The organism is Salinimonas lutimaris (assembly GCF_005222225.1).
GTDB lineage: Bacteria > Pseudomonadota > Gammaproteobacteria > Enterobacterales > Alteromonadaceae > Alteromonas > Alteromonas lutimaris.
This window is the reverse complement of sequence record NZ_CP036536.1, coordinates 1,110,999-1,122,989: the sequence shown is the minus strand read 5'-3', so window position 1 is coordinate 1,122,989 and position 11,991 is coordinate 1,110,999. Positions and strand designations below refer to the sequence as shown.

13 protein-coding genes are annotated in these 11,991 nt (G+C 50.8%); 8 read left to right on the top strand and 5 right to left on the bottom strand.

The window, feature by feature from the left end; all coding sequences use genetic code 11:
* Positions 1–115: 115 nt before the first annotated feature.
* The 8 genes from nadC to EZV72_RS04755 all read left to right on the top strand — a co-directional run bounded on the left by nadC (position 116) and on the right by EZV72_RS04755 (position 6,631).
* Entirely contained in the window at positions 116–976 is an 861-nt protein-coding gene (nadC, locus tag EZV72_RS04790; protein WP_137166165.1) for a carboxylating nicotinate-nucleotide diphosphorylase, read from the top strand.
* Between the two features lie 259 nt (positions 977–1,235).
* Positions 1,236–1,682 carry a pilin gene (locus EZV72_RS18710; RefSeq protein WP_137166164.1) on the top strand — a complete coding sequence of 149 codons (447 nt, stop codon included), beginning with the start codon at positions 1,236–1,238 and terminating at the stop codon, positions 1,680–1,682.
* 54 nt (positions 1,683–1,736) lie between these two features.
* Complete coding sequence (locus tag EZV72_RS04780; protein WP_137166163.1) at positions 1,737–2,945, top strand: type II secretion system F family protein; 1,209 nt, start codon at positions 1,737–1,739, stop codon at positions 2,943–2,945.
* A 195-nt stretch (positions 2,946–3,140) separates the two neighbouring features.
* Positions 3,141–4,016, top strand: a complete 876-nt coding sequence (locus EZV72_RS04775; RefSeq protein ID WP_137166162.1) for a prepilin peptidase — start codon at positions 3,141–3,143, stop codon at positions 4,014–4,016.
* Positions 4,013–4,639 carry a dephospho-CoA kinase gene (gene coaE, locus EZV72_RS04770; RefSeq protein ID WP_137166161.1) on the top strand — a complete coding sequence of 209 codons (627 nt, stop codon included), beginning with the start codon at positions 4,013–4,015 and terminating at the stop codon, positions 4,637–4,639. The genes EZV72_RS04775 and coaE overlap by 4 nt, the downstream gene beginning before the upstream one ends.
* A gap of 69 nt (positions 4,640–4,708) precedes the next feature.
* Complete coding sequence (gene zapD / locus EZV72_RS04765; protein ID WP_137166160.1) at positions 4,709–5,461, top strand: cell division protein ZapD; 753 nt, start codon at positions 4,709–4,711, stop codon at positions 5,459–5,461.
* A gap of 64 nt (positions 5,462–5,525) precedes the next feature.
* Entirely contained in the window at positions 5,526–5,756 is a 231-nt protein-coding gene (yacG, locus tag EZV72_RS04760; RefSeq protein WP_137166159.1) for a DNA gyrase inhibitor YacG, read from the top strand.
* An 11-nt stretch (positions 5,757–5,767) separates the two neighbouring features.
* Complete coding sequence (locus EZV72_RS04755; RefSeq protein ID WP_137166158.1) at positions 5,768–6,631, top strand: aspartoacylase; 864 nt, start codon at positions 5,768–5,770, stop codon at positions 6,629–6,631.
* A gap of 50 nt (positions 6,632–6,681) precedes the next feature.
* Here the strand turns inward: EZV72_RS04755 and EZV72_RS04750 are convergent, their stop codons facing one another.
* The 5 genes from EZV72_RS04750 to EZV72_RS04730 are packed head-to-tail and all read right to left on the bottom strand — an operon-like array spanning position 6,682 to position 11,991.
* On the bottom strand, positions 6,682–7,968 hold the full coding sequence (locus EZV72_RS04750) for a methyl-accepting chemotaxis protein (protein ID WP_137166157.1): 1,287 nt from the start codon (positions 7,966–7,968) through the stop codon (positions 6,682–6,684).
* Positions 7,969–7,977: 9 nt separating this feature from the next.
* Positions 7,978–8,346: a response regulator gene (locus EZV72_RS04745; protein WP_137166156.1), complete on the bottom strand. Its 369-nt coding sequence runs from the start codon at positions 8,344–8,346 to the stop codon at positions 7,978–7,980.
* 3 nt (positions 8,347–8,349) lie between these two features.
* A complete protein-coding gene (locus EZV72_RS04740) occupies positions 8,350–9,096 on the bottom strand; it encodes a ParA family protein (protein WP_137166155.1) in 747 nt (248 codons plus the stop codon).
* A complete protein-coding gene (locus EZV72_RS04735) occupies positions 9,086–9,349 on the bottom strand; it encodes a hypothetical protein (protein WP_137166154.1) in 264 nt (87 codons plus the stop codon). The genes EZV72_RS04740 and EZV72_RS04735 overlap by 11 nt, the downstream gene beginning before the upstream one ends.
* Positions 9,340–11,991 carry a chemotaxis protein CheA gene (locus EZV72_RS04730; protein ID WP_137166153.1) on the bottom strand — a complete coding sequence of 884 codons (2,652 nt, stop codon included), beginning with the start codon at positions 11,989–11,991 and terminating at the stop codon, positions 9,340–9,342. Before EZV72_RS04730 ends, EZV72_RS04735 begins: the two co-directional genes overlap by 10 nt.

Sequence of the window (11,991 nt, the reverse complement as noted above, 5' to 3'; positions counted from 1 at the left end):
CATCACAACACCGGATAACCAAAAACAGAACTGCGCACCGGCAGTGCGTAATAACTGTTAAACCGTGACATTTAAGACAGACGTAAAGAGATCAACAGAACCTATGGCACTATCTATGGTACAACCACATTCAGACGAGATTCTGGCGCAGGTTCGCACTGCCCTGACCGAAGATTTGGGCGGCGAGCTGAACCCGGCCAATGATATCACCGCCAATCTGATCCCGGCCGACAAAGACGCCACAGCCACCATTATTACCCGCGAAGATGCCACCATTTGCGGTAAGGCTTGGGTGGAACAGGCTTTTGCCCTGATTGATAACACCATCAGCCTGACCTGGCATGTGAACGACGGTGATACCGTGGTGGCCGACACCAAATTGGTGACCCTGCAGGGCAATGCCCGGGCTATTATGACCGCGGAACGGGTCGCGCTGAACTTTTTGCAGACGCTATCGGGTACGGCTACCACCACCGCTTATTATGCCCGGTTGCTGGAAGGCTCGCCCACCCGTATTCTGGATACCCGTAAAACCCTGCCGGGCCTGCGTAATGCCCAGAAATATGCGGTCACCTGCGGGGGCGGTACTAATCATCGCATTGGCCTGTTTGATGCCTACCTGATTAAAGAAAACCATATCTTTGCCTGCGGGTCGATTGCGGCTGCCATCAGCACTGCCAAAGCCACTCACAGCGATAAACTGGTTGAGGTAGAGGTGGAAAACCTGGATGAGCTTGAGCAGGCACTGCAAGCCGGGGCCGATATCATCATGCTGGACAATTTTACCAACGAACAGATCCAACAGGCAGTAGCCATCACCGAAGGGAAAAGTAAACTGGAAGTATCAGGCAATATCACCGATGAGCGATTACGTTCACTGGGTAAATTAGGTGTTGACTTTATATCTTCCGGCGCACTGACTAAGCACGTGAAGGCCATCGATCTGTCGTTAAGAGTGGCCATCGACGGCCAGTAACCCATTGATTTAAAATCAATTCCATCACCTTGCAGCAGCATGCTGCAAGGCCCTCCCCGTGGATCGCCGATCTGATAAAACCTGTACATGAGTATACTTTTGAATACTTGTCAACCCGAGGTTGCCCCCTATACTGAGCATCAAGTACCGGGGACGTACACAAGGACGAACCAGGTATAAAACGTAACTTTTATTAGTCACTTACATAGCTTAGCAACTTTTAAAAACGAACGTGATTATCGCGTCCCGGAGAACTACCATGATGAAAATGAATAAATCAAACCAAAAAGGTTTTACCCTGATCGAACTGATGATCGTTGTTGCGATCATCGGCATTCTGGCTGCTGTAGCATTGCCGGCTTATCAGGACTCAGTAAAGAAAGCTAAATTCTCAGAATTGCTAAATGCATCAAGCGTCGCAAAGTCTGCAGTTGAAGTGTGCTACCAGACTGAGGCACTATTAACTGCTTGTAACCAGAACTCAAACGGCGTTCCAGAAACAATTGTGGCATCAGGCGATGTGGTTGGCGTCACTACAGCAAACGGAATTATCTCGGTAACAACCGATGCTGACCATAGTTTACCCAGTACAACTGTTACATTCACACCTGCTCCTCAAACAGGTGGTAACTTAAACTGGACTGTGGCATGTAGTGACATTAATTTGTCAAATAGCTGCGATTCTGAAATTTCTTCAGGTAGCTAATTTAAAGAATATGAAGCCCTGCGCTATGCAGGGCTTTTTTCGTTGGAATTATTTATGGCTAAAACAGCAACGGTATTTGATTGGCAAGGCAAGGATCGCCAGGGCGCCAGCCGTAAAGGGGAGATTTCAGCCCTGAGCCTGGCTGAGGCCAAAAACCTGCTTCGCCGTCAGGGTATTTCTGCCCACAAAGTCAAAAAACAACAAAAGTCTTTATTTGGTGGCGGTAAAAAAATCAATGCGGCTGATATTGCTGTTTTCACCCGTCAGGTCGCCACTATGCTGGGGGCCGGCGTCACCATTTTGCAGTCTGTTGAAATGATTGCCCAGGGCCATGGCAAGCCGGATATGCGCAAAATGCTGATGAGCATTGCTGATGATGTGCGCGCAGGCACGCCGTTATCCCGCTCGCTACGTAAATTCCCGCTCTACTTTGATGATTTATACTGCGATCTGGTCAGTACCGGTGAGCAGTCCGGTTCGCTGGAAAATATTTTTGACCGCCTGGCCACCTACAAAGAAAAAGCCGAAGCGCTGAAAAGCAAAATTAAAAAAGCCATGTTCTACCCGATTGCGGTACTGGTGGTAGCCTTTATTGTGACCACCATTTTGCTGATCTTTGTGGTGCCTCAGTTTGAAGAGATCTTTGCAGGTTTTGGTGCCGAGTTGCCCGCCTTTACCTTGTTTGTACTGGCGATTTCCCGGGGCATGCAGGACTACGGTATTTTTGTGGGCGCTGCTGTATTTGGCGCCGGCTTTATGTTTGTTCGCGCCCATCGCAAATCCAGAGCATTGCGGGACAAAGTCGATGCCGCCACGCTGAAGATACCGGTGATTGGTGAAATTTTGAAAAAAGCCGCCATTGCGCGCTTTACCCGCACCCTGTCTACCACCTTTTCAGCCGGTGTCCCCCTGATTGGCGCGCTGGACTCAGCGGCCGGAGCCTCGGGCAATGCGGTATATCGTGAAGCCATTTTGTTTATTAAAAAAGAAGTGGCCGGTGGTATGCAGATGAACACTGCCATGCGGGCCACCAATGTGTTTCCGGATATGGTTAATCAGATGGTGGCCATTGGTGAGGAGTCTGGTGCGGTAGATGAAATGCTCAGCAAGGTTGCCACAATTTATGAAGCCGAAGTGGATGATATGGTTGATGGCCTGACCAGCCTGCTGGAGCCAATGATTATGGCTGTATTGGGGGTGGTAATTGGTGGTTTGATTGTGGCCATGTACCTGCCCATCTTTCAGATGGGTAATGTGGTGTAATTTATCCCGAGGTAATGTAATCAGCCTCAGACCTGCACAGCACTTATCTGATAAACCCGGCCTCACTATGCCGGGTTTATTATTTGTATCTCTAACAACCGGCCCTGAGCTGAACGCTTTTTTAAAACACACACGCGTTGCCCTGCCTGACCGGCTCTGGCACACTGATTAACCTGATAAAAAATAACAAAAACTATGAATGCACTCATTGAATTAAGCCAGCAGAACATGGCGTTTTACCTGGGCCTGGTGGCTGCTGTCAGCCTGATGGTGGGCAGCTTTCTAAACGTGGTGATTTACCGCCTGCCGGTCATGATGGAGCGCAGCTTTAAAGCCGAATGCGAGGCCTACACCCACCCTGAGCAGGAACCCGCTCCCCAGCCTGCGTTTAACCTGGTTAAACCGGACAGTACCTGCCCGCATTGTGGGCATAACATTCGTGCATGGGAAAATATTCCCATTATCAGCTACCTGTTTTTAAAGGGCCGCTGCGCCAGCTGCAAAGCGTCGATTTCTGTGCGCTATCCACTGGTAGAAGCTGCCACAGCGCTACTGTGTACCTGGGTGGCCTGGCATTTTGGCCCCACTATGCAAGGGCTGGCCGCGGTACTGGTGTGCTATCTGCTGGTTGCCATGATAATGATCGATTTTGACCATATGCTGCTGCCCGACCAGCTTACCCTGCCTATGTTGTGGTTTGGCTTGTTGTTAAGCCTGAACAATGTGTTTGTTGATGCTCACACCGCCATTATTGGCGCGGCGGCCGGCTACCTGAGCCTGTGGTCTGTATACTGGTTATTTAAGCTCATTACCGGCAAAGAAGGCATGGGTTATGGCGATTTTAAACTGCTGGCTGCGCTGGGTGCCTTTACCGGCTGGCAGGGGTTGCCGGTGATTATTATTCTGTCATCACTGGTAGGCGCGGTGATTGGCATTGCCCTGATGCTCAAACAAGGCAAAGACGGCACCCTGGCCATCCCGTTTGGACCGTATCTGGCCATTGCAGGCTTATTAACCCTGCTGTATAAACAGCCCATTATCGATGCGTATTTACAATGGGTACTGGCATGAGCGCAGACACTAAACCAACAGCCCCTTTTGTAGTAGGCCTGACCGGCGGCATTGGCAGTGGCAAAACCGCGGTCAGTGATGCGTTTGCCCGGCGCGGCGTGCCGGTGATTGACGCTGACCTTGTGGCCCGGCAAGTGGTAATGCCAGGCACCCCGGCACTGGCACAAATTGCCGCCTATTTTGGCCACAGCGTGTTGCAGGCAGACGGCTCGCTTAACCGCCCCGCCCTGCGTGAAAAAGTGTTTAATAACACGGCTGATAAACAATGGCTGAACAGCCTGCTGCATCCGGCCATACGGGAAAAAATGCACAGCGATATTGCGGCGGCCCGTTACCCGTACTGCATTTTGGCCGTGCCTCTGCTCATTGAAAACGGGCTGGATAAAATGGCCCACCGGGTACTGGTGGTAGATTGTCGTGAGGCCACTCAGCTGCAACGGGCTATGCAGCGCGACGGCAGTAGCGAAACAGTAATCAAAAATATTATGGCATCGCAGGCCAGCCGGCAAACCCGCCTGCAGGCTGCCGATGATGTGCTGGACAATGACGGTGAACTCACCGCCATTGACGGGCAGGTCGACACCCTGCATCAGCAGTATCTGGGCTTATCACGGGGCCATTAAAACCGTTTTACTTGAAATTTGTGTATTTTTGCGGTGTAGTGCTAGAAATTAGCGTTACCGAGGAAATACATGTCTGAAACCGTTTACGAATTTCCACTGAAAGAAAAAGTGCGAAATTACCTGCGTATTGAACAACTTATATCGCAGTTGAAAAGCGGGGCTTCAGTGCCTTCTGCCCAGTTGCAGATGTATTTCTTTGAGCAGCTGTTCACGCTGCTCGACCTGTTTGAGCGTATTGACATACGTACCGACATTATTAAAGACCTGGACGCCCATGAGAAAAACCTGGTGTACTGGTCACAGCATCCTAATATCGACAGCAGCGCGCTGGATCAGGCATTAAAGTCCATCATCAATATTCGCGATCGCATGAAAACCGCCAAAAAATTTGGCAGCTCATTAAAGGATGATAAATTCCTGAACAGCATTCGCCAGCGTTTTGCCATTCCCGGTGGTGCCTGTAGTTTTGATTTGCCCAGCCTGCATTACTGGATGGCTCAGCCTAACGAAGACCGTCAGGATCTGATGAAAACCTGGTTGTTAAGCCTGGTTGATGTGGAAGAAGCCATCTCTATTTGCCTGTCGTTTTTACGGGAACGAGGCAGTTTCAGCAAGGTGACTGCGCAGAGTGGATTTTATCAGGGCGTTGCCGAAGACAAAAACGAGCTGATTCGGGTACGCTGTGCAACCGATCAGGGCTATTATCCTACCCTTAGCGGCAATAAATACCGGTATGCCCTGCGCTTTATGTGGTTTATGCCCGAGGCTGGCCAGTCGTCCTCTGTTGATACCCCTGTTGAGTTTGCTATTTCAGCCTGTTAATAATTAACAGCCACCACACTCAGCAACATCACTTATTAGAAATAACGAGTTATTCGGAGCAATCATGCGTGTTAAATGCCCTATCTGTGCAAAAGAAGTGGAATGGTCAGCGCAAAGTCCGTTTCGTCCGTTTTGCTCAAAAAAATGCCAGTTGACGGATTTAGGTGAATGGGCCAGCGAAGAGCGTACCATTCCTGCCACCGGTAAAAAACCGTCTGAAGCTGACCAGCCTGTTGATATTGAAGAGATTGAAGCCATGCTGAGCCAGCAACAGGACGACTTTTTCAAACACTAAGAGATTTTTTTATGCTTGGACGTATCGCCCTTGTCGGGGGCACGCACGGAAACGAAACCAGTGGTATACAGCTTATTCGTCAGTGGCAGCAAAGCCTGCCAGAGCGGTTCTGTGAACTGGATGTGACCTGTCAGTTTGCCAATACAGAGGCCATGCAGGCCAACGTGCGCTTTTTAGATGAAGATCTTAACCGCCAGTTTACTCAAGCTCGCTTAGCGGCCGATAATCCCGCCCGCGAAGCGCAGCTGGCTAAGCAATTAAATCAGCAGCTGGGGCCAAAAGGCAGCAGTCAGTATGACCTGGTGATTGATGTGCATAACACCACCAGCCAAATGGGGGCAACACTGATCATTCTTGAAGCCGATGAATTTCATGTGCAGATGGCCCGCTATGTTAAACAGCATATGCCGGAAGCCAATATACTGCTGGAAGATGAAAAACCGGTCAGCGAACACGGTTATCTGTGCACCACAGGCACCCGGGGCGTGATGATTGAAGTGGGTGGTCAGCCACAGGGCGTGCTGCGCGAGGATGTTTACCAGCTAACCCAGACCATGGCCGAAGTGCTGCTGGATTTTTGTGTGGCATATAATGCCGGCACGCTGGGTGAGTTAACGCCCTGCGAGGTCTTTCGTTTAGGACAGGAAGTCGGTTTTCCGATGGCTGAAGACGGCGGCCGTGATGCGATGGTGCATCATGCTTTGCAGGATAATGATTTTCAGCCTCTGCTGGCCGGTCAGCCGGTATTTAAACGTTTTGATGGCAGTGAAATTGTGTGGGAGGGAGAATCCCCCACCTATCCGCATTTCATTAATGAAGCAGCTTACGCCAAGCTGCATGTGGCATTTGCCACAGCCAGCCAGGTAACACTGTAAGACTGCCCCACGCTGCCGGAATAACGCTTTACCGGCAGCATAAGGCCAGCTTAAAACAATTCTATTTTAGGTTCCCGCGCTTCCTGAGCCGGTGACTTTTCATCACCCGGCACGCTGGACGAGATATCAAAATGAATCCGGCGCTGATCTTCCATTACGTAGTTTTCAAACATCTCGGCGGTATTAAGATTGAAAGACTGGTCAAAGTCTTTGCGCTGTTCCACATACACCGAAAACTGCTCGAATAAACTAACAATCGCATCATGCTCCAGCTTCACGTTTTCAGCGCGCTGGCGAATAATATCCTGAAACTGAATTTTGCCGATAGCACTGCTGACCATTGAGGCTACCCTGCTGGCACTATCAGAAAATCCGTTAATCATACAGGGCTGAATCGCCTCAAGCTTGTGATAACACTCGGTGATATTGGTCATCGACTGGGAAAACGAGGCCAGTAACTCACAGGTTTCGCTACTCTGGTTTTCACTGAGTAGCTTTTCGCCATGCAGTCGGGCGGTATCCAGCGCCGAGCGAATCCCTGACTCAATCTTTTCAGCCGCTTCACTGGACTGCCCTGACAGGGTTCTGACCTGATCTGCCACCACAGCAAAGCCTCTGCCTTGCTCACCGGCTCTGGCCGCTTCGATAGCGGCGTTGAGGGCCAGCAGATTGGTCTGAAACGCAATATTTTTAACCAGTTCTGTCAGCTCTTTCAGGTTATCGATTTCCTGTAATACCTCGCCAATAGCCTGGTTATGCGCCTGCTCCTGTTCCTGTTGAGCACTGATAAGCTGGGTAATTTCCTCTAGCCGCTGATTCACCATGTCAAATTCACCGGCACTATTCTGGCGAATCCGCTCGCTGCGCCGCTGGGTCTGGTCAATAGTATCAATGCCGTCCTGTACGCTGCTTTCTATTTCGTACAAGGCAGTGATGAGATCCATCGAGGCTTCTTCGGTGATCTCGGAAATACCGTCAATCTGGCCTTTGAGGATTGCCGCATACTCATCAACCTGCTCGTAGGTGCTGTGCAACTGTTGTGAGGTCTTGGTCAGATAAGCATCGGCACTATTAAGCGCCTCGCTCATCTGGTCTGCGTTTTTCAGTTCCCGGTACAGCAAGCTGGCGCTCCACAGCAGGCTGGTCAGTATACTGCTGGTCACCATAACAGGAACAGAAATACTGATATTTAATAAGTAGTTGGCCAGCAAGCCCACACAAACAATCAATAAGGTACCGGCAGTACTCAGTGCGGTCGCCCGCAAATAAGGGGATGACAGCCATGCCTGCTGATGTAGTTTGTCCTGTATCTGTTTAATGAAGCTTGCTGCATTCATGACCTATCCTCAGGCTGCGGGAACAAGTTGTTTAACAACGGCCAGTAACTGATTGGGTTCTACCGGTTTCACCAGCCATCCTGTTGCTCCGGCGCGTTTTGCTTCTTCGCGCCGGGCCTGCTGAGACTCGGTGGTGAGCATCAAAATGGGCGTGAACCGGAACTTGCCGATTTTTTTGACCTCCTGAATCAGCTCAATGCCGTTCATGCCTGGCATATTCAGGTCAGTAATGATCAGTTTTGGGGTTTCTGAATTGAGCGTATTTAATGCCGCTGATGCATCCTGTGATTTAATCACAGTGTAACCGGCCCGTTTTAACAGCATCTCCATGCTCATTAGCATGGTGGCTGAATCATCAACTAAATGAATGGTACTCATGCTTCACCTCTGGTGTATAAATAACGTCTTGCACAGCGCTTTATAGTCCTGTGCGCCGGCACAGCGTGGCGCGTACTCAGCCACGGGTTGCTGGCGGGAAAACGCCTCTGCCAGCTTGATATTACGCCGAATGGCGGGTAACACTCGGTCATGACCAAACCGGCTGACCCACTGCCTCAGCGTTTGCCGGTGCAGGGTTAAATGCTTATCCACCATCACCGGCAAGATCTCAATTCGGGACGCCCGGAAACGTCGGCTCTGGATAGCCCGGGTACAGGCTTTCAGTAATTTATCCACACCATCAGATGCCAGTGGGGTGGGTTCTGCCGGAATCACAATTCGGTTCGCCGCCGCCAGCGCAGCCAGTAATACCGGACCTAGTGTGGGCGGTGTATCAATCAGTACTACATCGTAATGATGTTGTATGTCTGACTGCTCGAGCAGATAACAGAAACTGTGCAGTTTCACTGGCTGCTCTTCCTCACCCAGCCGGGTGTCGGCCAGTGCCAAATCAATCCAGGGATTAAACCTGAACAGTCCTTTGAACATGGGGGTTGTTTCCAGCCATTGTGCCTGTGGCACCGGGCTCAGTTTATGCCCGAATCCAAATTCAATATGCCCCTGATTATCCAGATCCAGAATCAATACCCGTTGTTGCTGTACGGCCAACTGGTGCGCCAGATTAACCACCGTGGTGGTTTTGGCTGTACCGCCTTTACGGTTTGCTACAACAATCACCTCAGGTGCCATATTCCGCTGTTCCCTGCGCATCATTTGCCATTGCTTTACTGAGCCAGTGAAAAGCTGCGTCCTGAGGCCACACTGACACGCCCGGACGGCGTCGGATGAGGACCTGATAAATTGCGGTGTGCGCATTGGTCAGGTTTTTCAGATTCACCTGTCGTCCAGCGCTTTCCTGCAGCCACAGATCCAGCTCTTCGGCCAGGTCGATTTCGCAGTTGCCATCCAGCACAGCGACTTTCTTTTTAAACTCTATCGGCATGCCACCAGCTCCTGTGCATTGATAATCAGCAGCACTCTGCCGTCACCCAGTAACGCAGTACCTGAAAGGTGTGAAAAGCCTGCCATCACGCCTTCAAGCGGTTTTTGAATCACATCGATGCCTTCGTGGAACTTATCAATGATCAAACCAAATTCACCATTTCCTGTGCTTACTACAAGAATAGACTGCTCTTCATCATTTGCATGTGTCTTTGGTATAAAGCCCAGTTTTTCACGCAGACAATGCAGCGGCACGAGTTTTTCACGCAGCACCAGCACCGGATGATTTTTTACCAGCTGTACTTCACTGGCTTTCACCTTGACGGTTTCCACCACGCTGTCCATGCTCACGCCAAACATCTGCTCGTTCACCTCAAACATCATGACCCGGTTTACCGACATGGTTTGCGGCAATATCAGTTTAAAGGTGGTACCCACGCCAACGGTACTTTCCATTTCAATAGTGCCGCCGGCATGATGGACCATGGTTTTGACGGCATCCATGCCGACACCACGGCCAGACAGATCTGATACGGTTTCCATAGTGGAAAAGCCAGGGGCAAAGATCAGCTGCAAGGCTTCGTTGTCTTCGATACTGTCAAGCTGGGTTTCATTAATAATGCCTTTCTGGTAAGCCAGCATCTTGATATTTTCAGGGTCGATGCCCTTACCATCATCGCGAATTTCAATAATGACATTGTCATCTTTGGGCGTAGCAATCAGATGAATTGTGCCGGTCTCCGGCTTGCCCTGCATGGCCCTGAACTCGGGAGCTTCAATACCGTGGTCGATACTGTTTCGCAGCAGATGAATCAGCGGTTCTGAAAGCGATTCAATCAGGTTTTTGTCAAATTCGGTATCTTCACCCTGCATGACCAGCTCAATCTTTTTATTGAGCTTACGGGACAGGTCTCTGACCAGCCGGGGATAACGCTGGAAAACATGGGACACCGGCACCATACGAATTTGCAGGACCGCACTTTGCAGCTCTTCGGTTAACCGGTTAACAATGGAAAAATGAGACTTGATTTGTTTTGACAGTTTGCGTCCGTCACCGTCCTCCGCCTGGCGTGCCAGATAAGGCAGTGAGTTTTTTGCCACGGTAAGCTCGCCAATCAGATCCATCAGGTAATCTATTTTTTCCTGATTAACTTTCAGGGTTTTGGTGACCTGACGTTCACCCGCCTTAGCAGCCTCGGCATCTGGGATTTTATTGGCCAAAGACGACGGGCCGGTCTCCACCGACGGCGCAGTATTGGCACTGGCTTCGGCTACCTGGACCGCATCCACAGCCTCATTCAGTACCTCCTCTACCGAGCGTGTGGCATTAAGTGCATCTTTGCACACCTCTATCCAGTCGCCGGCACAGTTGCTATCAGATGGCACCCTGTTATCAGTTTTAAGCAGGATATTGCGGATGATCAGGGTGACTGACGGCAGCAGCATAGCTTCCTGCTCGGTGCCGCTGATCCGCTCCAGGTGAGCAATCTGAGTTTTCAGTACAGCGCGGGCCTGCTCGGTCAACACCCGGGAGCCGGTCTCCTCTGCTGCCTGGGACGAGCTGTTTTCACTGATGTCTGTCTGACGGGGCGCCTCCGGAGCGGCCATTACTGAAGGAGTCAGGCTTGCCTGTAAACGGGCCAGCAAAGCTGCATCATCACTGATACTGAGCAACCACTGACAAATAGCAAATTCATCACTCTGCGGATTTGACGTGGTCAGGGCAAAGTCACTTAAGCTGCGTACCTGAGGACCGTCCCCTTCATTAATGGCGTCTTTCAGCGCCTGAAAATGATCCTGCTCCAGTAAGCGGTTAATGGTGTCGCGATAATGACAGACCAGTTGCCAGTAATGCAGCTCGCTGCTGGTGTACTGGCCTTCATAATACGCCATATGCGCTGCCATACCGGCCGCATCGTTAGCGGCCACGGCCTGAATATCCAGGTGACACAGAAACACATCGTCCGGGTTGGTATCTTCTTGCTTGGGCGTCAGGGTGAAGTCGACCAGCCCCGGGGTTGCCAGTACCACGTTAACCGGGTCTTCGCCGCGAAAAAAACCATCCTGGTCAGGTGTGTAGGCTAACAGTTGCAGGTTTTTGCCAGACGCCATACGCAGCCCGTTAAAAACACTGGCCACCGGCATCCATGCCAGACTCTGCAATAACTCAGGGCTTAATGCCGGCGCCGCCTCCAGAGGCGGCTCAAGAGCAGCAATATCGTCCGGCGCATCTGTCGGTTCGACTGTTTGTTGGGTTTCATCCTGGATGTATGCTCTGACCCGGTGGCTTAAGCCAAAAGAGGTGGTTTCCCATGCATTAACATCTTCATTGCCTACCTCAAGATCATCAAACCAGTCAGAAATCTGGTCGAGCGTCTCAAGCAGTAAATCCCCGACCTCATCGGTAAACGGCGTCTGGCCAGCGCGAATGCTATCGAGCAGATCCTCGGCGGCATGCGCCAGCCGGGTCAACGGCACAATATCAAACAGCCCGGATGAGCCCTTTATAGTGTGCAGATCTCTGAAAATGGTGTCGATGCGTTCCTGACTGAATCCTTCAGACTGCAAGGCCAGCAGCTGCTGACTAGCTGTTTCCAGTCCTTCCCGGGACTCACCAATGAATACATCCAGCATCTCATTCAT

Bases quoted from the DNA above. Each gene is read 5' to 3' on its own strand.
- nadC (WP_137166165.1), top strand. From the start codon at position 116: ATGGTACAACCACATTCAGACGAGATTCTGGCGCAGGTTCGCACTGCC.
- EZV72_RS18710 (WP_137166164.1), top strand. From the start codon at position 1,236: ATGATGAAAATGAATAAATCAAACCAAAAAGGTTTTACCCTGATCGAA.
- EZV72_RS04780 (WP_137166163.1), top strand. From the start codon at position 1,737: ATGGCTAAAACAGCAACGGTATTTGATTGGCAAGGCAAGGATCGCCAG.
- EZV72_RS04775 (WP_137166162.1), top strand. From the start codon at position 3,141: ATGAATGCACTCATTGAATTAAGCCAGCAGAACATGGCGTTTTACCTG.
- coaE (WP_137166161.1), top strand. From the start codon at position 4,013: ATGAGCGCAGACACTAAACCAACAGCCCCTTTTGTAGTAGGCCTGACC.
- zapD (WP_137166160.1), top strand. From the start codon at position 4,709: ATGTCTGAAACCGTTTACGAATTTCCACTGAAAGAAAAAGTGCGAAAT.
- yacG (WP_137166159.1), top strand. From the start codon at position 5,526: ATGCGTGTTAAATGCCCTATCTGTGCAAAAGAAGTGGAATGGTCAGCG.
- EZV72_RS04755 (WP_137166158.1), top strand. From the start codon at position 5,768: ATGCTTGGACGTATCGCCCTTGTCGGGGGCACGCACGGAAACGAAACC.
- EZV72_RS04750 (WP_137166157.1), bottom strand. From the start codon at position 7,968: ATGAATGCAGCAAGCTTCATTAAACAGATACAGGACAAACTACATCAG.
- EZV72_RS04745 (WP_137166156.1), bottom strand. From the start codon at position 8,346: ATGAGTACCATTCATTTAGTTGATGATTCAGCCACCATGCTAATGAGC.
- EZV72_RS04740 (WP_137166155.1), bottom strand. From the start codon at position 9,096: ATGGCACCTGAGGTGATTGTTGTAGCAAACCGTAAAGGCGGTACAGCC.
- EZV72_RS04735 (WP_137166154.1), bottom strand. From the start codon at position 9,349: ATGCCGATAGAGTTTAAAAAGAAAGTCGCTGTGCTGGATGGCAACTGC.
- EZV72_RS04730 (WP_137166153.1), bottom strand. From the start codon at position 11,991: ATGAATGAGATGCTGGATGTATTCATTGGTGAGTCCCGGGAAGGACTG.